General features: G+C 47.5%; 20 protein-coding genes. 17 read left to right on the top strand and 3 right to left on the bottom strand.

Going from position 1 to position 18912, the window contains the following annotated elements:
* Positions 1-196 precede the first annotated feature (196 nt).
* Together OCH80_RS06525 and OCH80_RS06530 are read right to left on the bottom strand one after the other, a co-directional pair.
* Positions 197-1708 (bottom strand): O-antigen ligase family protein, encoded by a 1512-nt coding sequence (locus OCH80_RS06525; protein ID WP_404539130.1) that lies wholly within the window; start codon positions 1706-1708, stop codon positions 197-199.
* A gap of 95 nt (positions 1709-1803) precedes the next feature.
* Positions 1804-2145: a DUF2187 family protein gene (locus OCH80_RS06530; RefSeq protein WP_154547939.1), complete on the bottom strand. Its 342-nt coding sequence runs from the start codon at positions 2143-2145 to the stop codon at positions 1804-1806.
* 94 nt (positions 2146-2239) lie between these two features.
* On the opposite strand from OCH80_RS06530, the gene OCH80_RS06535 reads away from it, so the two are divergent.
* The 8 genes from OCH80_RS06535 (at position 2240) to OCH80_RS06570 (ending at position 9236) form a co-directional block, all read left to right on the top strand.
* Positions 2240-2788 carry a guanylate kinase gene (locus OCH80_RS06535; protein ID WP_404539134.1) on the top strand — a complete coding sequence of 183 codons (549 nt, stop codon included), beginning with the start codon at positions 2240-2242 and terminating at the stop codon, positions 2786-2788.
* A gap of 121 nt (positions 2789-2909) precedes the next feature.
* Positions 2910-3398 carry a C40 family peptidase gene (locus OCH80_RS06540; protein ID WP_302187482.1) on the top strand — a complete coding sequence of 163 codons (489 nt, stop codon included), beginning with the start codon at positions 2910-2912 and terminating at the stop codon, positions 3396-3398.
* Between the two features lie 291 nt (positions 3399-3689).
* Positions 3690-4757, top strand: a complete 1068-nt coding sequence (locus OCH80_RS06545; protein ID WP_404539138.1) for an NAD(P)-dependent oxidoreductase — start codon at positions 3690-3692, stop codon at positions 4755-4757.
* 255 nt (positions 4758-5012) lie between these two features.
* A complete protein-coding gene (locus tag OCH80_RS06550) occupies positions 5013-5501 on the top strand; it encodes a C40 family peptidase (RefSeq protein WP_404539141.1) in 489 nt (162 codons plus the stop codon).
* A gap of 205 nt (positions 5502-5706) precedes the next feature.
* The gene (locus OCH80_RS06555) at positions 5707-6498 is read left to right on the top strand and encodes a C40 family peptidase (RefSeq protein WP_404539144.1); all 792 of its coding nucleotides are present in this window, start codon (positions 5707-5709) and stop codon (positions 6496-6498) included.
* Between the two features lie 252 nt (positions 6499-6750).
* Positions 6751-7416: a C40 family peptidase gene (locus tag OCH80_RS06560; RefSeq protein WP_404539213.1), complete on the top strand. Its 666-nt coding sequence runs from the start codon at positions 6751-6753 to the stop codon at positions 7414-7416.
* Between the two features lie 157 nt (positions 7417-7573).
* Entirely contained in the window at positions 7574-8338 is a 765-nt protein-coding gene (locus tag OCH80_RS06565; protein ID WP_404539147.1) for a C40 family peptidase, read from the top strand.
* A 109-nt stretch (positions 8339-8447) separates the two neighbouring features.
* Positions 8448-9236 carry a C40 family peptidase gene (locus OCH80_RS06570; protein WP_404539150.1) on the top strand — a complete coding sequence of 263 codons (789 nt, stop codon included), beginning with the start codon at positions 8448-8450 and terminating at the stop codon, positions 9234-9236.
* 166 nt (positions 9237-9402) lie between these two features.
* Here OCH80_RS06570 and hflX read toward each other — a convergent pair whose 3' ends face one another.
* On the bottom strand, positions 9403-10689 hold the full coding sequence (gene hflX, locus OCH80_RS06575) for a GTPase HflX (protein WP_404539153.1): 1287 nt from the start codon (positions 10687-10689) through the stop codon (positions 9403-9405).
* A 338-nt stretch (positions 10690-11027) separates the two neighbouring features.
* Between hflX and OCH80_RS06580 the strand changes: the two genes are divergently transcribed.
* The 9 genes from OCH80_RS06580 (at position 11028) to OCH80_RS06620 (ending at position 18403) form a co-directional block, all read left to right on the top strand.
* Positions 11028-12083 carry an LCP family protein gene (locus OCH80_RS06580; RefSeq protein ID WP_404539155.1) on the top strand — a complete coding sequence of 352 codons (1056 nt, stop codon included), beginning with the start codon at positions 11028-11030 and terminating at the stop codon, positions 12081-12083.
* Positions 12083-12976, top strand: a complete 894-nt coding sequence (locus tag OCH80_RS06585; protein WP_404539157.1) for a YveK family protein — start codon at positions 12083-12085, stop codon at positions 12974-12976. The genes OCH80_RS06580 and OCH80_RS06585 overlap by 1 nt, the downstream gene beginning before the upstream one ends.
* 9 nt (positions 12977-12985) lie before the next feature.
* A complete protein-coding gene (locus OCH80_RS06590) occupies positions 12986-13774 on the top strand; it encodes a CpsD/CapB family tyrosine-protein kinase (protein WP_404539158.1) in 789 nt (262 codons plus the stop codon).
* A gap of 59 nt (positions 13775-13833) precedes the next feature.
* Positions 13834-14490, top strand: coding sequence for a sugar transferase (locus OCH80_RS06595; protein WP_404539160.1), 657 nt, complete (start codon positions 13834-13836; stop codon positions 14488-14490).
* A gap of 63 nt (positions 14491-14553) precedes the next feature.
* Complete coding sequence (gene pssD, locus OCH80_RS06600) at positions 14554-15003, top strand: PssD/Cps14F family polysaccharide biosynthesis glycosyltransferase (protein WP_172793915.1); 450 nt, start codon at positions 14554-14556, stop codon at positions 15001-15003.
* Positions 15004-15011: 8 nt separating this feature from the next.
* Complete coding sequence (locus OCH80_RS06605) at positions 15012-15506, top strand: glycosyltransferase (RefSeq protein WP_206988732.1); 495 nt, start codon at positions 15012-15014, stop codon at positions 15504-15506.
* An 11-nt stretch (positions 15507-15517) separates the two neighbouring features.
* Complete coding sequence (locus OCH80_RS06610) at positions 15518-16240, top strand: glycosyltransferase family 32 protein (protein ID WP_404539163.1); 723 nt, start codon at positions 15518-15520, stop codon at positions 16238-16240.
* 124 nt (positions 16241-16364) lie between these two features.
* Entirely contained in the window at positions 16365-17432 is a 1068-nt protein-coding gene (locus tag OCH80_RS06615) for a glycosyltransferase family 4 protein (protein WP_404539166.1), read from the top strand.
* Complete coding sequence (locus OCH80_RS06620) at positions 17432-18403, top strand: glycosyltransferase (RefSeq protein ID WP_404539169.1); 972 nt, start codon at positions 17432-17434, stop codon at positions 18401-18403. Before OCH80_RS06615 ends, OCH80_RS06620 begins: the two co-directional genes overlap by 1 nt.
* Positions 18404-18912: the final 509 nt, after the last annotated feature.

An 18912-nucleotide genomic window follows, 5' to 3' on the forward strand; every position in this document is an offset into this window, starting at 1 on the left:
CCGCAGCCACGTCCAAATCCCGGAAATCCATCCCCGCTTTTACCGCAGCCAAGTCCGCATTCGCGCAACGCAGCCACGTCCAAGTCCGCATTCGCGCAAGCAAAAAGCAGCAGGGCCCGAAGGCCCTGCTGCTGATACCTATCTTTACAAAAATCCGCGCGCGCCCCCGCACCCCCGCGCGCCCCTACACCGCGCATTACCCGCGGCTGCGGCGGATGAAGCACAGGAGGCAGCCGTCGAGGAAGGCCAGCAGGAGGCTGGAGGTCAGGAAGTCCAGGACGTTGCCGGACATGTAGCCGGCGCCTAGGATCATGCCGCTGGCCAGCAAGCTTGTGGTAACCAGGTAGTTCCGGACGCCCTTGAAGCGCAGCCACTCCCAGACCCCGTAGAGGAGGATTCCCAGGTAAAAGCCCAGGTAGAGGACCGTGCCGGCCACCCCCAGCGAGTACGCTTGGGCCTTGAAGTCCCGTTCCAGGTTAAAAATATTGGTTTCCCGGGTGTAGCCGATCCCCAGCCACTTGTCCCAAGGACTGGCGTTGGTGGCCACGACCCGGTCCAGCATGGCCGTCTCCACGTTCCGGTTGGCCAGGCGGTAAGTGGCGGGCTTCTTAAGCATGTCGATCCAGAACTGCGGGTCGTACTTGTAAGGGTAGGACTTGGTGATGAAGCGCTTGTTCAAGGCGTATTTCTGGTAGTTCTTTGCCAAAAAGTCCTTCTCAAATTCCGCCAGCTTGGCCGGATCATTCCGGTACTTGGCCAGGCCCGCGGCCAGTTCCGCGTTCTCCTTGGAGATGTCGGCGTCGTGGCTCTTGGCCCAGTAGATTTCGTATTCATACCGCTGCACGGCCGGGGTGACCTTGTAGGTCACGGCAAAAGCCGCGAACAAGACCGCCATCACGGCCACCGGCTTCCAGGAGAAGCTTTCGTTCTTAGTCAAAAAAATATGAAACAGCCAACCCAGCAGGCTCAAGATCATGCTGGCCAAGAGCCCATACAAGGCCACCTTGGTCCCCACTTCCAGCATGGCCAGGAAGTGGACCACGGCCAAAAGGCAGTTCTGCCACTTGAAGCGGGCCAAAAGCAGGTAGAAGACCAGCGGCGCCAGCATCAGCAAGATGGCGCTCAAAGTGTTGGTGAAGTAGAAGAAGCCCTTGGAAGCTGAATGGGAGTAGCCGTACAAGGGTCCCATGAACCAGGTGAAGATGTTGCCGGAGATCACCCCGTGCTCATATGACTTCAAGGATACCACGAAGAGGTTGGACAAGACGATGATGCCCGAGAAGGTCAGGCTGACCCAGTAGCAGACCTTGAGGAACAGCTCTTTGGAGATTTCCAGTCCCTGGGTCAGGTAGATCAGGATCAGGGGCATGGCCATTCTGAAAAGGTAAAAAATTTCCCCGAACAGGGAGTAGCCATAGCCTGACGGGTTGATGCTCTTAAAAGTCTTGGCGTGCCACAGGTGCAAAAAGCAGTAGACAGTCAAGACGGCCAGGTAGGCCCAGAGCCAGTACTGGCGCTTCAAGCGGCTTCGGTGGTCCTGGTCACACAGGTAAAGGCCCAGCAAGGCCAGGACCCCAATGATCCGCAGGATGGTCGGGATGGTAAAGGGCAGAACCGTGGCCAGGCGCCCCTCGTAGAAGAAGTCGAAATCCAGGAAGGGCTGGATGAGGACGAAGCCGCAGAGGAGCTTGCGCGCTTTTTCGTTCATTGATTTTCCTCGCTTTCTATTGCTTAATCATCTTAACACAAGTTGCGGCAGGCAAGAAAAAAGGGCCAGCTCCTTGGAGCTGACCCGTAACTGGCTTATTTGCCGGTCTTCTTGCCTTTGGCCGTCTTGGCCTTGGCTTCTTTCTCGTCCTTGTCTGCCGCCTTCATGGTTGGGGCAATCTTTTCCACGGTCACGTTGTTGGTGGACAGGGCCTTGGCCTTCTTGGCTGACTTGGCCGGCTTCATGTTCTTGAAGTTGACGACCAGCTTGTAGTTCAAGTCGCTGACGGCAGTCGCGTCGACATCGTCAAAAGAGGTGATGGCGAGCAAGGCTGAATTTTCGTAAATCTTTTCCACCGTGCCCTGGAATGGCTTCTTCAATTCTTCTTCTGACTTGGCGGTCACAACTGCGCCCAATTCAACATCTGCTTTTTTCATGTCTTGGCCTCACCTTTTTATTTAACTGGTTAAAATTACAACGAAGTTATACTATATTATATGTCCAAAAAATTCAAGTTAGGAGCACCCTCTTTTGCAAAAAATAATTCTGATCGCTGGTCCAAGCGGGGCTGGCAAGACTACTATTTCCGACTATCTCAGCCAGCAGCACCACATCCAGCGGGTGATCACCCACACGACCCGGCCCAAGCGCGCCGGCGAAAAGGATGGGGTCGCCTACTACTTTGAAGACGAGGCCTCCTTCAGCCGCCTCCACCTCTTTGAGTCGGTCAAATACGGCGACTACCATTACGGGTCCAGCCAGGAAGGGCTGCGGAAGGCCTGGGCCAAGGGCGACCTGGTCAGCCTGATCGTTGACATTGAAGGCGCCCGCTCCTACATCAAGGCCCTAGGCCCGCAGGTCTACTTCCTGTACGTGACCAGCCCGGTCGCGGAACTGGCTGAACGGATGCGGCTTAGAGGGGATGACCCGGCCAAGATCAAGCAGCGCCTGACGGGGCATGAATTGAATGCTCTCCCAAGCGACCTGGCCCCTTACGCCCATATCCTGGTCAATGAAGATTTAACACAGACAAAGCAGGCCCTTGACCGGCTTGTATTGCAATTAAAGGAGCAAAAGTAACATTTTTTAAAGAACGTGTGATTATTTTGACACAGAACTGAAATATTTCCTCTGTATGATATAGGGCATCAAGTTCAATTAAGCAATTAATTCAAGCATACAAGTAAAGGAAGTTATCATTTTGAAGTTCAAGAATTCACTCGTTAAAGCTTTCGCCGCCGTGGCCTTTGCCTTCGCCGGCCTCGTAACTGTTTCAACCGTTTCTGCCAACAACGCCCCACAAGTGCAAGCTGCTTCCAAGGCAAGCAAGCGCAACAAGGTCGTTGCCCTAGCTAAGAAGGAAGTTGGCAAGCGCTACGTTTACGGCGCTACTGGCCCAAACGCCTTTGACTGCTCCGGCCTGACTTCATTCGTCTACAGCCGCGCCATCGGCAAGAACATTACTCGGACCACCTTCACCCAAGTAAAGCGGGGCAAGACGGTGCGCGTTTCAACTGCCACCCTGCAGAAGGGCGACCTCCTCTTCTGGGGTTCCAAGAACTCACCTTACCACGTTGGGATCTACGTTGGGGGCGGCCAATACGTGCACGCTGCCACCCCAAGCCAAGGCGTGCGCAAGCAGACTCTGAGCGGCTACTTCTGGCCATCAACTGCCAAGCGGATCATCTAATTGCCTTTGTTTCAAAATGATGCTGATGATAAGAGCGTCCCGCGGACACCTGTCCGCGAGGCGCTTTTTGCTTGCCAAAAAAGGCGGCTAAAGCCCTTGATGACGGGAAAAAGCGGACTGACTTTCGTTTGTGAAAGCAAGAGGGGGCATTTCTTACAAAAGTAATCGAAAACAAAATTATTTTCGAAGAATGTAAGGCAAGAGGGTTGAACATTAGAAAAGAATTAAATAGAATATGGTCATCGTTAATGAAAGTCAAATAAAGTCTGATTTGTAAAGAAGGTATTTACCATGAGAATTGCATGTTACGGCGTTCGCCCTTTGGAAAGAAGTTACTTTAAGAAGTTGAACAAGTACGGCTATGACTTGAAGCTCATTGGCGAATACTTGAACCGGGAAAACGTTGAAGAAGCTGCTGACTGTGACGCGGTTTTGGTCCGCGGGAACTGTCTTTGTGACCGGACCAACTTGAAGAAGTTCAAGTCCTATGGGATCAACTGGGTCTTTACCAGGTCGGTCGGCGTTGACCACTATGACTTGAAGGCCGCCAAGGAACTGGGCATCTCGGTTGCCCGCGTCTCTAACTACTCGCCATACGCGGTTGCCAACTTGGCCTTTACTTTGGGCGTAACCCTGTCCCGCCATGTTGGGGAAGCAGTCCACCATGTCCATGAACAGGACTTCGAGATGCACCCGGACTACTTCGCGACTGAATTCAACCGCTTGAAGGTTGGCATCTACGGGGCCGGCAAAATCGGCGCCGTTGAAGGCAAGATGTGGAAGGGCCTTGGCAGTCAGGTCTATGCCTATGACCCTTATCCATCCGACTTTGCCAAGCAATACTGTGAATTCGTCTCTGCAGAAGAACTGCTCGCGACCTGTGACATCGTGTCCGTGCATGTGCCTTACTTCCCAGGGAAGAATGACGAATTGATCAATGAAGACTTCATCGAGAGCATGAAGCCAGGCGCGGTCTTGATCAACACGGCCAGAGGTGAACTGGCCAACGAAGCCGCTGTCGCAGCGGGCATCAAGTCTGGTCAATTGGGTGGCTACGGTGCCGATGTCGTAACCAGCGAAAAGAAGATCATGGGTCACCAATTTGCCAACCAAGAGCAGGTTCCTGACCATGACGTGCAAGAATTGATGGACCTCTACCCACGCGTCCTGCTGACGCCGCACATGGGCTCCTTTACTGAACCAGCCTTGGAAGACATGATCGCCCTGTCCTACAACAATTTCCACAACATGGAAGCCGAAGGCACGGTTGACCAGCGCAACAAGGTTGAATACAAGGCCCCAGCGCCAAAGATCAAGGTCGAAGTCTCCACTGCCGCTACGGAAAAGGTTGGCGCCTAAGACTGAGTTGCAAAAGCATACGATAACAATTTAACAAATAGGCTGGAAGGCTCTCCGCTTGAGAATAGCGGGGAGTCTTCCTTTTTGTCTGCTAGCTTTCGTGCAAAAGTTCTGTAAAGCTAATTCAAAGAATTGCAAACAGCCTGTAAACGGCTTGTAACAAAGATTGGTTAAGATAGAAAGCGTACTTAAGGAAAAAATGAATCAAACTAATTATCTAACTTAAAAAATCAAATTCGGGAGTGTAATCGAGAAATGTTGAAGCTGAAGAAAGTATTTGCAAAATTGACCTTGGCCCTGGCCTTAGCCGCTGGCGTGAGCTTCGCGGCCAGCCAGGTGCCAAGTGCCGGCCAGCCAGTCCAGGCTGCCTCAAAGAAGACCCAGCGCAACAAGGTCGTTTCCTTGGCCAAGCAGCAGGTTGGCAAGCGCTACGTCTGGGGCGCGACTGGCCCTTACAGCTTTGACTGCTCCGGCTTGACCTCCTTTGTCTACAGCAAGGCCATCAAGAAGAACATTACCCGGACCACCTACACCCAGGTCAAGAAGGGGAAGACGGTCAAGGTTTCCACCAGGAAGCTGCAAAAGGGCGACCTCCTCTTCTGGGGCTCCAAGCGCTCACCATACCACGTGGGGATCTACATCGGCGGCGGCAAGTACGTGCACGCCGCCACGCCAAGCCAGGGCGTGCGCAAGCAGAGCCTGAGCCGCTACTTCTGGCCATCAACCGCCAAGCGGATCATCTAAGCCAGATTGATTACAGAAAAAGAAAAAATAGCAATAAGCCACTGGAAGCCAAATTCCGGTGGCTTATTTAAATAGGAGACTTTTTAACAAGATAGTATTAGCTTTGTAACAGCTTTGTAACATTGGTTAATTATGATAGTCATTGTGTAAAAAAGAAGACAAAAAATGAAAGATTGTCATTGAAATGACAAGAAGGTATCTTATAGTGAATTTAAAGCGTACTTTAATCAAATTAACCGCGGCTTGCGCCCTGTTCTTCACCGGCGCGGCCGCTGTCACTCAAAGCCAAGTCAACACCGTTGCTGCTGCCCGCGTCAAGGACGTCAACAAGCAAGTTGTCGTCAACTACGTTGCCGGCTACAGCATCAAGAGCTGGAAGAACTACAAGAAGGGGACCGTCCGCGGCAACGCCACCGCCAACTCTTACAAGCACGGCACGACTTTGAACGTTACCGGCCAAGTAACTTACAAGAAGCAGGTCTGGTACCGGCTGGGCGACCATGAGTGGATTTTGAAACGGTACACTTTGACCACTGCCCAATGGGCCAAGAAGGCCAAGGAAGCCGAAGAGGCTGCCAAGAAAGCTGCCAAGAAGGCCGCTAAAGAAAAGAAGCTGTCCAAGAGCAAGAGCCGCAAGGCCGCTAAGGTCGTTGCTTTAGCTGAAAGCGAACTGGGCAAGCCTTATGTTTGGGGTGCTACCGGCCCTTACAGCTTTGACTGCTCTGGCCTGACTTCATACGTTTACAAGCACGCCATCGGCAAGAACATCAGCCGGACGACTTACACCCAAGTCTACCAAGGCAAGCGGGTAGCCGTTTCAAGCGCCACCTTGAAGAAGGGCGACCTGCTCTTCTGGGGTCCGTCAAGCGCTCCTTACCACGTTGGGATCTACGTTGGCGGCGGCAAGTATGTTCACGCTGCTACGCCAAGCCAAGGCGTCATCAAGCAAAGCCTGAGCTACTACTTCTGGCCATCAACTGCTAAGCGGATCATCTAATTCAAAGCCAAATAAGATACCATCGAACGATAAGCGTCAGCGAAAGGCTGGCGCTTTTTGCTTGTGAAAAAGCCTAAGTTTTAATGACTTGTATCATGCCTGTTACAGAAATGTAATATAAGTTCCGTAGAATATTAGCCAGTAATATCAAATAGACGGAGCAAGAATTTCAATATGCATAGCAAACAGCGCAATTTCACTTATCTTTTGAGTTTATTAGCCCTGGCCTGCTTTTTTGCGGTCAAGCCAGGCATGGTCAAGGCGGAGACCAACGATGCCCAGACCGTCCAAGCCGACCCGGTCAAGAAGATCAAGAAGACCTTTGTGGCCTACAACCGCGGCAACAAGCTGAACATCTGGTCCACCTACGGCAAGGGCAAGAAGGTCGTGACCCGCTACAAGTCCGGCCGCAAGTTTACGGCGACTGGCCAGGTCAAGGCAAACGGCAAGACCTGGTACCGGATCAGCTCAAAGAAGTGGATCAACGGCGTAAATGCGATTACGACTGCAAAGTACAACAAGATCAAGGCGGCTGCCGCCAAGGATTCCAAGCAAAAGAAGGTGGTGGCCCTGGCTTCCAGCGAATTGGGCAAGCGATACGTCTGGGGCGCGACTGGCCCTTACTCCTTTGACTGCTCCGGCTTGACCATGTACGTCTACAAGCACGCCCTGGGCGTCAACCTGCCGCACTACTCAGTGTCGCAGCTCTACTACGGCAGGGCGGTTTCCACCAAGAGGCTGCAAAAGGGCGACCTGCTCTTCTTTGGCTCCAAGCGCGCGCCAAGCCACGTGGGCATCTACGTTGGCGGCAACAAGTTCGTCCACGCGTCCAGCCCAACGGTTGGCGTCATCAAGTCAACGGTCAGCACCCGGCCATCAAGCGTCTTTTATCCGTCAAGCGCCCGCCGGCTGATCTAAGCTAAGCATATTGGTCATGGTCTCATCTTGGATGAGGCCATTTTTTTGCGCTTGTAACAAACTTGTAATACAAAGAAAGCTTGCTAGGAAGCGGCTTGAGCGTTTATTATAAGTATTAATAGCATCAAAATAGCGTAGTAGTCTTGGAGGATAGTTTATGGGCAAGTCAAGCAAGTGGGTCAAGCTTGTCACGGTTTTCGCGGCGTTCTTTGCTTTCGCGGCATTAAAGACGCCAGCAGCATACGCGCAGGTCAAAGGCCGGGTAGCCAGAGTCCAGACGATCAAGAAGACGGCCATTTGGAACAACTACAAGCGCGGCCGCCGGAAGAAGACCAAGAAGTACTTGAAGAAGGGCACGGTCAAGAAGGTTCAGGCCGAAGCCACTGACAGCAAGCACACGGTCTGGATCAAGGTTGGCAGCAAGAAGTGGATTCAAAGCAAGAATACGGTAGTGGTGTCCACGACGACCAAGTCCAAGACGGCCCAAGCCAAGGCAGCTCTGTCAAGCACGCAGATCACCCAGGCGGCTTCCAGCCAGGCTCCAACCGGGTCCAATTTCCGGCAGGCGGCAGTCGTCAACCTTGCCAAGCAGCAGGTTGGCCGCGCCTATGTCTGGGGCGGGGTTGGCCCTTACAGCTTTGACTGCTCCGGTCTGGTGCAATGGGTCTACAAGACAGCCGTTGGCAAGACCGTTTCCAGAACTACCTACACCCAAGTCAACGAAGGCTATGAAGTTCCCGTTTCCGCGGCTGCTTTGCAGCCAGGGGACTTGCTCTTCTGGGGCGCCAAGAGCGCGCCGTACCACGTAGCGATTTACGTTGGCAACGGCCAATACGTTTCCGCCGCTGATGAAACCCAAGGGGTCATCTTAGCGACCTTGAGCAGCTACTACTGGCCAGTTACGGCCCGCCACCTGCTTTAATAGGGGCCCTGCTTATGGCAGGGCTTTCTTTTTAGTTGCGTCAGGGACGAGACTTGCTTTATTATAAGAATAGGTATCGTCAAGTCGTTATATAGGGGGAATGTTGGACATGAACAAGTCAAAGTGGATTAAAGTGTCAGCCGCCGCTCTGACTTTCTTAAGCATTTCGGCAACCGGCATGAAGCCTGTCTCACAAACGGTCAACGCCTCATCGAAGCGGATCAAGGTCGTGGCTAAGAAGTATGTCACGGTTTGGACCAACTATCAGAATGGCCGCCACGTGGCCACGCATGCCAAGAAGGGCACGGCCTGGATGGTTCTGCAGACTGCCAAGGACAGCATGGGCAATGTCTGGTACCGGGTCGGCAAGAACCAGTGGGTCATGGCAAAGTACGTCAAGCAAGCCGTCAAGACCAAGCCGGCCAAGGCTAAGAGCAAGAACAAGAAAGTCAAGCAGACGGCCCAGAAGGCCAAGACCAAGGCGGTCAGCGCGGTGAAGCTGGCGGCGTCTTGGGGTGCCCCGATGGGTTCTCGGGCCAAGGCCAACGCGGTCGTCAGCCTGGCCAAGCAGCAGGTCGGCAAGGCTTACTCCAAGGGGTCAACTGGGCCTAAGTCATTTGACAATACGGGCTTGGTTGCCTATGTCTACAAGAAGGCCGCCGGGGTCAATACCGGCCGGTCAGTCAAGGACCAGAGCAAGCAGGGGATTGCCGTTGACTCAACCAAGAACCTGCAGAAGGGCGACCTGCTCTTCTGGGGCTCAGCCACCAACCCATACAGCGTGGGGATTTACGTTGGCGGCGGCAAGTACGTGGCCGCTACGGGCAGCAAGGATGGCGTCGTGCAGACGACCCTTTCCAGCTACTTCTGGCCAAGCAAGGCTAGACGGGTCCTGTAATTATCGATAGCAAAGCAAATAAATGAGTCTGGGCAAGGCTCTCGGACGCTCATCTAATTTAGATGAGCGTTTTTTGTGTTTGGGGCAAGCGAAAAAAGGCTTCCAGAAGTTTTATCACTTCTAGAAGCCTTTTTAGCTCTTAGCGTATTTCCCAGACTCATTTTCCCTATTGTTGCACGTATTGCAGGAAGCGGGCCTGGTCTTCGGGGGCGATGTTGGCCACGAGGTGGATGCCGTCATCTTGGTAGTCTTCGATCTCAACATGGGCGTGCTCATGCAGGTAGCCCAGCTCCTTGCCGGCAGACAGGGGCAAGAGGAGCTGGAAGGACTTGTAATTGCTGAAGACCCGTTTGGTGATCAAGTCAGCCAGGGCCCGGATTGAGGCTGGGTCTTGGGCGCTGTAGAGGAGGTCGTTGCCTTCGATCTGCGGGTAGCTGCGCTCAGTCAGGTCAGCCTTGTTGTAGGCGGTGATGATTGGAATCCCGGTGACGCCGATTTCCTCCAAGACGCTCATGGTGGTCTTGATCATCTGGTTCATGTTAGGGTCGGTCGCGTCGACCACGTTGACCAGGAGGTCAGCGTCCTTGGCTTCCTGCAAGGTTGCCTTGAAGGAGTCGACCAGGTTGTGGGGCAGCTTGGAGACGAAGCCGACCGTGTCGGACAGGATAAAGGAGAAGCCCTTGTCCAAGTCGATCCGGCGGACGGAAGTATCCAGGGTCGCGAAGAGCATGTCTTTGGCAAAAACCTGCTTATCGCTGTTCTCGACGCCAAAGACCTTGAGCAGGCCGTTCATTGTAGTAGACTTGCCGGCATTGGTGTAGCCGACCAGGGCCACCTTAGGCAAGCGGCTTTGGTTGCGGCGGGCCGCTTTGATGTCTTCTTGGCCGGCGATGTCTTTGAGCTCGTGCTTGATGGCAGAGATCTGCTTGCCGATGGTCCGCCGGTTCATTTCCAGCTTGGATTCCCCAGCCCCACGGTTGGCGAAGCCGCCGCCAGTCGAGCCGCCGCTGCCGCGCTGCTGGTCCAAGTTGTTCTCAGACGGGTGCAGGCGGGGCAGCTCATACTGCAGGCGCGCCAGCTGGACCTGCAGCTTGGCCTGCTTGGTCCGGGCCCGGCTGGAGAAGATTTCCAAGATCAATTCCGTCCGGTCGACGACGCGTAGCTTGGTCATCTGTTCCAAGTTGCGGATCTGCATTGGCGAGAGCTCATCATTGATTACTAATACTTCCGCTCCCAGGCCATGGGCCATGTTCTTGATCAAGTTGACCTTCCCGCTGCCCAGGTAGGTGCTGTTGACGATCGCTTCGGCCCTTTGCACGGACTGGCCGACGACTTCATAATTGTTGGCTTCGGCCAGGTTGGCCAATTCGGTCATGTAGTAGTCAAAGTTGGGATCATTCAAGTTTACCCCAGCTAAGTATGCTTTTATTTTATGTTGCGTATTGTCAATCATAGCGCTCCCCCTTATCATTTCCCCTTAATTCAGGGTTAAAATTTAAAAATCATGTTACAGATATTGTAGCCTAGATTGCGGCGCATGCAAGCTACCTGTTTCTGCTATAATAGTAGATACAGTTTTGTTTAGCAGCAAAAAAGCATCATTTAGCAAATGATAATGAGGTTATTATTAAATAACTATGATGTTGAATAGCTGTAAGCGCTGGCGTATATTGCATGCAAATATGTGAGCACTTATACTGTATTATTATCACTATACAATAGGGACAGTATTGGGAAGATGTCCTTATGATGAGGGAAAAGAAAAATATATAAAGAGGTAATAAGATACCGATGTCGGAAATTGAACAACAAAAGGTAGAGCATCGTCATCACCACCACCACCACCATCATCATCACCGCCATCACAAGCGTCATATTGGCCGCTATGTTGCGATTGTTATTGGGATCGTTCTGCTGGCAGCCTTGATGGTAGCTGGCTATGCCTACAAGAACGCGCGCAACGCGACTACCGCGATGTACACTCCTGTTTCAAAGAACATTAAGAGCAACAAGGGCCGGTCATCTTCTGACCAGATTCTGGACAAGAAGAAGCCAGTCAACTTGCTGATCTTAGGGACTGACACCGGCGCGGAGGGCCGCAGCGTGAAGAAGTATCACGGGCTGACGGACTTGATGATGTTCGTGACGGTCAACCCGTCCATGAAGCAGACGAGAGTCACGACGATCGCTCGGGACTCCAAGGTCAACCTGCCTGACTACCCAGAGTATTCACCAATCAAGTTGAACAGTGCCTACTCACTTGGCGGGGTTACCGAAACCATGAAGACCTTGGACAAGTACTACAGCGTGCCGATTGACGGCTATGTGCTGGTCAACTGGAAAAGCACGATGAAGATCATCACTAAGATGGGTGGCGTTGACGTAACTTCACCATTGACCTTTGACAATATGGGCTACAGCTTCAAGAAGGGTGAAACTTACCATATTTCAGGCAAGAAGGCCTTGGCCTTCGTTCAGCTCCGCCACGGCGATCCACGGCAAGACTACGGCCGGCAGGACCGTGAGCGGCGGGTCATGGTAGCTGCCTTGAAGAAGAGCGTTTCCTACAAGAATATCTTGAACAGCAGCTTTATGCAGTCCCTGGGCAACAGCGTGCAAACTGACTTGACTTTAAACCAGATGATCAAGCTGGCGACCAACTACCGCGGCGCGACGGCCACGATCAAGTCAGACTACGCGCAAGGCCGGAGCAGCAGCGTCAACAACCAGAAGTTTGGCAACATGGAAGTCGAGATCATGACGACCAAGGAAAGACAGCGGATTTCCAACAATATCCGCAAGACTTTAGGAATTAAGACTGTCAACGTTTATAAGGAGGATAACTAGTGAGCGCTGAACAACAGAATAATGAAGAAGTAACCATTGATCTGCGCAGACTCTTCATCTTGATCAAGAAGCACTTTATCAGCATCTTGATTTGGATGATCGGCCTGGGATTGATTGCTTATGGGGTTTCAGAATACGTTCTGGTACCCAAGTACACTGCCAGCACTCAATTGTTGGTTAACCGGAAATCAGCCGACGTTAACCAAGCATATGCCAACCAGCAAGCCGACGTTAACGCGGTTACGACTTATAAGGACATTATTACCAGCCGGGTAATCTTGAAGGGAGCTTCCAAGTACCTGGCCAACCCAGTTACGGTGGTCAGAAAGGCGACTCCAGCCAAGAAGGCCGTTTACCGGACTGATGATGATGGGACGAAGGTCTTGGTCAAAAAGGCAGTCAAGGCCAAGCCAGCCGTTATCAAGCGGGACGGCAAGAGCTATTCGGTTTCTCCTAGTGAATTGTCTAGCGCTGTTTCAGTAACGACTACGACTTCATCACAGGTCTTCAGCCTGTCAGCTACGGCTGAAACTCCAGAAAAGGCGCAAGCAATTGCCAATGCAGTAGCCAAGGAATTCAAGAAGCAGATTCCTGCAATCATGGACGTCAACAACGTGACGATTGTTGCGGAAGCTTCTAAGGGGACCAAGTCATTCCCAAAGGTGAAAATGTTCACTGCAGTTGGGGTCTTGGCTGGTTTAGTGGTCAGCTTGTTGATCATTATCATCAAAGATCTGTCAGATACGAGCGTTCGTGATGATAGCTTTATGGAAAAGGAATTAGGCTTGGTCAACTTGGGTGAGGTTTCCAGCATTAAGATGCCAAAGGATTGGACCTTTACGGCAGCCAGTGCTGAAAAGCACAGAAGCTTGGGCACCAGAAGACGGGTTTAGGAGGTTAGCATGGGCTTATTTAGAAAGAAGCACTTAGACAACGAAACGATGGAAAACGGGGCTAAGCTGATTACCCTGGCTAACCCGCAAAGCGTCATTTCAGAACAGTTCAGAAATATCCGGACCAACATCAATTTCATGAACGTTGACAAGGAAGTCAAGACGATTGCCTTTACTTCAGCTATGGCCAGTGCCGGCAAGTCAACGGTCAGTGCCAATGTGGCAATCACCATGGCACAAGCAGGCAAGAAGACGATCTTGATCGATGCCGATTTGCGTAGACCAACTTTGCATTCAACTTTCAACGTAACTAACAGCAACGGGTTGACGACTTTGTTGACTAGCCGGACTAAGGAAATGGATGCGGCTAGCGTGATTCGGGAAAGCGGCGTAGAGAATTTATCAATTCTTACCGCAGGCCCAATTCCACCTAATCCTTCAGAGCTCTTGTCTTCCAAGCATATGCTTGACTTGATTGAAGACTTGAAGCAAAAGTACGACATGGTTATCTTGGACTTGGCCCCAATCTTGGACGCGGCTGAAACCCAGCAACTGACCAGCTCCTTAGACGGGACGATCTTGGTAGTCCGGCAGGGACATTCACAGAAGGCTGCGGTTAAGCGTGCCGTTGAACTGTTGAAGCTGACTAATTCAGCAATTTTAGGCTATGTTATGAATGACGTTGGTGCCGATGGGGATGGCGGTTACGGCTATGGCTATGGTTACGGCTATGGCTATGGTTACGGTTACGGAGAAGAAGAAACAAAGAAAAAGGGGCTCTTTGGGAGAAAGAAGTAGCCTCAGATAAGTTCGAGAAAAAATAAGAAGTTTGGATGTACTATTTAGGAGAGGAAAGAATGGAAATGAGCCAAGCATATGTTGATCAAGCCAAAGTCAAAGGTCGGCCAATCTATTATGGAATTAAGCGGCTCTTTGATTTTCTGGCTTCTCTAGTTGCATTAATTTTATTATCGCCGCTCTTTTTATGGTTGGCGATTAAAATTCGCAGTGAAGATGGCGGCCCGGTCTTTTATTCACAAATCAGAATCGGCAAGAATGAGGAGCCATTTCGGATTTACAAATTCCGTTCAATGGTGGTCAATGCCGATAAAATGAAGAAAGAACTCTTGGATCAAAACGAAGTTGAGGGTGCCATGTTCAAAATGCATGATGATCCCCGGATTACCAAGATCGGCAAGTTCATTCGGGCTCATAGCTTGGATGAATTACCACAGTTGTGGAATGTTTTGATTGGCAATATGTCACTGGTTGGTCCACGGCCACCTCTGCCAAATGAGGTTGAACAGTATACTGACTATGACAAGCAGAGATTGCTGGTTAAGCCTGGCTGTAGCGGCCTTTGGCAGGCAACTAGCCGGAATGCGGCAGATTTTGCGGAAATGGTGCAACTCGACATTGAGTACATCAACCGGAGTGGCGTCTTCTTTGATCTGTGGATCATTTTTAAGACAATCGGTGTTATCTTCCACCCGAACGGGATGTACGAAGGGTAAGTGTTTGCGAGGATTTAATAACCTCGCTTTTTTATTAGGAAGCAAGCAATGTCTAAAGAAAATATTAAAGTTTGTTTGGTTGGATCAAGTGGCGGTCACTTGACACACTTGTATATGTTGAAACCATTTTGGCAAAACAAGGATCGTTTCTGGGTGACCTTTGATAAAGAAGATGCTAGAAGCAAACTTAAGGGTGAGCGATTCTATCCTTGCTATTACCCAACTAACCGTAATTTGAAGAACTTAATCAAGAATACTTTCTTGGCAATTAAGGTACTTCGTAAAGAGAAGCCTGATCTTATTATTTCTAGTGGGGCAGCTGTTGCGGCGCCATTCTTTTATATCGGAAAAATGATGGGAGCTAAGCTAGTATACATTGAAGTATTTGACCGCTATGATAAACCGACAGTAACCGGAAAGCTTGTCTATCCAATTACTGATAAGTTTATTGTAGAATGGGAAGAAATGAAGCAGGTTTATCCTAAGGCAATTAACTTGGGTAGTATCTTCTAGAGGAACTTATGATATTTGTAACTGTAGGAACACATGAGCAACCATTCAACCGTTTGATTGAGAAGATGGATGAATTGGTTGCTAACGGTGATATCAAGGAAAAAGTTGTTATTCAATATGGTTTCAGTACCTATGATGCCAAGCACTGTGAGATGCACAAGATGATGAGCTTTGATGAGATGCAGCAAACTTTTAAAAATGCGCGTATCATAATTACTCATGGTGGACCATCTAGTTTTGTGGAAGCCCTGCAGTATGGTAAAGTGCCGATTGTAGTACCGCGACAGCTGAAATTTAATGAACACGTTAACAATCACCAAGTTGATTTTACCAAGCTGATTGCTAAAAGAATGAACAACATCATTCCCATTTACGATATTGATGATTTAGCTGCTACAATTGCTAATTATGACAGTATTGTTAAAACGAAAAACAGTGGTGAAAGCAGCAATAATAGGAAATTTAATGAGAATCTAGAAAGAATTGTAGATCAATTGATGTAAGGAGATATTTTTTGATTCCTAAGATTATACATTACTGTTGGTTTGGAAATAGTGAGTTGCCAGATATTGTTAAGGACTGTATTTCATCGTGGAAAAAGTATTGCCCAGAATATGAAATTAAACGATGGGATGAATCAAATTATGACGTAAGTAAAAACGCCTATACTAGAGCAGCTTATAAAAATAAAAAATGGGCATTTTTAACTGATTATGTTCGATTAGACGTCCTATATAATGAGGGTGGGGTCTATATGGATACAGATGTAAAGCTTATACGTTCTTTAGATCCATTGATTGATAAAGGGCCCTTTATGTCGTTCGAGAAGAGAGGAAGGGTTAACACTGGTGTTGGATTTGCTTGTGAAGCAGGAAATCCAATCGTAAAAGAAAATAAAGATTATTACGAAAACAATTTATTTGTTGATGAAAATGGCAATTTCGAACCTGAGATATGCGTCAAAATTACAACAAAGATTTTAATAAAACATGGCTTAAATTATACGGAAAATGTAGTGCAAAAAGTAGATGGCTTAATTGTGTATTCGTCGGATTACTTCTCTCCCAAAAAATTAGGAACTGAAAAAATAACGCTAACTAGCAATACATATGGAATACATTTGTTTGCTTCTAGCTGGTATAAAGGGTCAAAGATATCCAGAAAAATGAAGTACCACTTAATTCCTCTTAAGGAATTTATCAAATACAAAATATTGAACAAAAAGCTTTATGAGTAGATTAAGAATGCTTCATTATTTAATACATATTGAAAAAATTGGTAATAAAGTAAGCAACCAACGTAAGTTGGAAAGTATACATTGTGAGAAATACGATCGAGTTCACTTATATTTGTGAGGGAAAATGAAAAAAATAGCTTTCTTAATTATGAATATGGAGAACAAGGGTGGAACCGAACGGGTTACATCGATGATAGCTAATGCTCTATCTGATAAATATCAGGTTTTTATTTTTAGCTGTCAAAAAGGTGAAAAGCCTCATTTTCATGTTGATGAGCGTGTTTCTATTGAATCTTTACATGGTGAACAGATTCAAAACACAGTCTTACGTAAAGTTAAAGTATATCGAGAACTTGCTAATAAGGTAAAAAAATACGAGATCGACATCATTGTAGCAGTAGATGTTGCCTTATACTTGTATCTGTATCCTTTGCAATTATCTAAGAAATGCAAGTGCATTGCTTGGGAGCATTTTAATTACTTTATTTCCCCAAATAGAATAGTCAAGTTTGGTAGAAAACTTGCAGCTAAGCATGCTGATTGTGTGGTTGTTCTTGGTAAGAAAGATATGCGGAATTATCAGCAAAATTTGTCTAAAATTAAGAGAATTGAGTATATTTATAATCCTGTAGCTGTGGAAACTACTGGCCAGATTGATGTAAATAGTAAGCGGATTATGGCTGCAGGGCGTTTAGAAGATCAAAAAGGTTTCGACTTGCTTATCGACGCATGGAATCTAATTGAACAGGATTGTCCTGAGTGGCATCTTGATATCTTTGGTGAAGGATCAAAAAAGGGGGATTTAGAACAGAAGATTAAAGATTTGGGGTTAAGTAGAGTTTTCTTAAAGGGTTATGCTAACGATATTGCAGAAGAATTACAAAAGTCTTCAGTTTTTGTTTTGTCATCACGATATGAAGGCTTTGTCTTAGTTCTTATCGAGGCACAAGCTAACGGCTTGCCATGTGTTAGTTTCGATTGTAAAGAAGGACCGGCTGAAATTATTAAGGACAATAAGAATGGTTTCTTGGTAAAAAACGGTGATGTGTCAGAATTTGCAATAAAATTGAAGCGTGTTTTAATGGATGATCGACTGCGCGAAAGATTTGCGCGTCACGCTAAAGACGATTTAGCTCGTTTTGATATTGTAAATGTGAAGACTAAATGGCAGAAACTAATTGAAAGCTTGTGATGATGATGAAAGTAACTGAAAAAAAAGAAGTTTCAATAATCATTCCGGTTTACAATGCTGAAAAATATCTTAGCAGATGTATTGAATCTATTGTCGGTCAAGATTATACCGATTTGCAGATTATCGTGGTGGATGATGGGTCTACAGATAATAGCCTAGAAGTTGTACAGGATTTTCAAGATGATAGGCTTCAAGTGTTCTCAATTGCTAATGGTGGTGTATCCAATGCACGCAATTTTGGTTTGAGCAAGGCAACTGGTTATTATGTTATGTTTGTAGATGCTGACGATTGGCTGAACCCTAATGTGATTGGCACACTTATTTCAGCTGAGCAACATTATGGGTATGATCTAATTTTGGGTAATTATTCTCGAGATACAGAATATTCTAAGTCGAAACAAGTAAGTACAATTTCGTTTAAAGATCTAACAAAAGACGAGACCTATCGACAAGTAATCAATCCGTATGGTTTTTATGGTAGTGTTTGGGCAAAAATATTTAAGTTAGATATTATCAAAGATAATAATTTGAAGTTTAATAATAACATTACAGTTGGTGAGGATTTACTTTTTGTCTATCAGTATCTAAATTTTGTTAAAACAGTAGCATATACTGATGCTAGACTATATAATTATTATATTAATAAAAAGAGTGTATTGAATAGCTTAGACACTGATACATTGTACCACCGTCTTGATATTTTGAAAGTTTACGAAACTATGTTTCAACAAAAAAATATACAGAAACAGAGTTATTATACTAGAGCGGTTGCAATTTATGTGCGTGAACTAACAGATTGGTACTGTTATGCAGTACATTTTAAACAGAAAAAACTTTCTGCATCACTAAAGGAAAAGATTAAGAAGTATTGGGCGATTTTTATGAAGGATGATACCTTCTCTGCCAAAAATAAGCTGGCTGCTTTTTTAAAGTATCATTTTCCTGCATTGGTTTATAAGTTAAAAGGGTAGATTGGGGGAGTATTCTTGATAAAATCGCTAAAAATCAATATTTCGTATCTGTACTTCACTATATTGTCCTTATATTTTGGGTTTGTTAATACACCGCTTCAATTTTCCTATGAAGTTCAAAACACTGTTTTAATCTTGATGGTGGGTATTTTTATATTCTGGTTTATCAACGAAAGATATACTGTAAAAGATATTGTATGGATTCTTTTCCTCTTGTTATTCGCTTCAATAACGGCTTGGAAAAATAATGCTGCTTTGTTGATAGATGTTATGTCAGCTATTATTTTTTCAAAAAGTCAGTCCAAATCTATTTTTAAATTAATTTTCTGGGAAAGAATTATTCTTAATGTCTTTAGGTCATCGCTTTCACTAACTGGCGTAATTCAGAATAAAGTTCAAGTTGCAAAGATGTAATGGGATATGGCTTAGGATTTGACAGTCCTAATAATTTATCTGTTGAAATAGGCATGTTAATATTGTTGTATGTCTGTGTTAAAGAATCGTCTTTA

It is taken from the genome of Lactobacillus sp. 23-2 (genome assembly GCF_044902225.1).
GTDB classification, from domain to species: domain Bacteria; phylum Bacillota; class Bacilli; order Lactobacillales; family Lactobacillaceae; genus Lactobacillus; species Lactobacillus absianus.

Excerpts from the sequence above, each read along its gene's own strand:
- OCH80_RS06525 (WP_404539130.1), bottom strand. The coding sequence starts at position 1,708 with ATGAACGAAAAAGCGCGCAAGCTCCTCTGCGGCTTCGTCCTCATCCAG.
- OCH80_RS06530 (WP_154547939.1), bottom strand. The coding sequence starts at position 2,145 with ATGAAAAAAGCAGATGTTGAATTGGGCGCAGTTGTGACCGCCAAGTCA.
- OCH80_RS06545 (WP_404539138.1), top strand. The coding sequence starts at position 3,690 with ATGAGAATTGCATGTTACGGCGTTCGCCCTTTGGAAAGAAGTTACTTT.
- OCH80_RS06550 (WP_404539141.1), top strand. The coding sequence starts at position 5,013 with ATGTTGAAGCTGAAGAAAGTATTTGCAAAATTGACCTTGGCCCTGGCC.
- OCH80_RS06560 (WP_404539213.1), top strand. The coding sequence starts at position 6,751 with ATGGTCAAGGCGGAGACCAACGATGCCCAGACCGTCCAAGCCGACCCG.
- OCH80_RS06565 (WP_404539147.1), top strand. The coding sequence starts at position 7,574 with ATGGGCAAGTCAAGCAAGTGGGTCAAGCTTGTCACGGTTTTCGCGGCG.
- OCH80_RS06570 (WP_404539150.1), top strand. The coding sequence starts at position 8,448 with ATGAACAAGTCAAAGTGGATTAAAGTGTCAGCCGCCGCTCTGACTTTC.
- hflX (WP_404539153.1), bottom strand. The coding sequence starts at position 10,689 with ATGATTGACAATACGCAACATAAAATAAAAGCATACTTAGCTGGGGTA.
- OCH80_RS06580 (WP_404539155.1), top strand. The coding sequence starts at position 11,028 with ATGTCGGAAATTGAACAACAAAAGGTAGAGCATCGTCATCACCACCAC.
- OCH80_RS06590 (WP_404539158.1), top strand. The coding sequence starts at position 12,986 with ATGGGCTTATTTAGAAAGAAGCACTTAGACAACGAAACGATGGAAAAC.
- OCH80_RS06595 (WP_404539160.1), top strand. The coding sequence starts at position 13,834 with ATGGAAATGAGCCAAGCATATGTTGATCAAGCCAAAGTCAAAGGTCGG.
- OCH80_RS06605 (WP_206988732.1), top strand. The coding sequence starts at position 15,012 with ATGATATTTGTAACTGTAGGAACACATGAGCAACCATTCAACCGTTTG.
- OCH80_RS06615 (WP_404539166.1), top strand. The coding sequence starts at position 16,365 with ATGAAAAAAATAGCTTTCTTAATTATGAATATGGAGAACAAGGGTGGA.
- OCH80_RS06620 (WP_404539169.1), top strand. The coding sequence starts at position 17,432 with ATGATGATGAAAGTAACTGAAAAAAAAGAAGTTTCAATAATCATTCCG.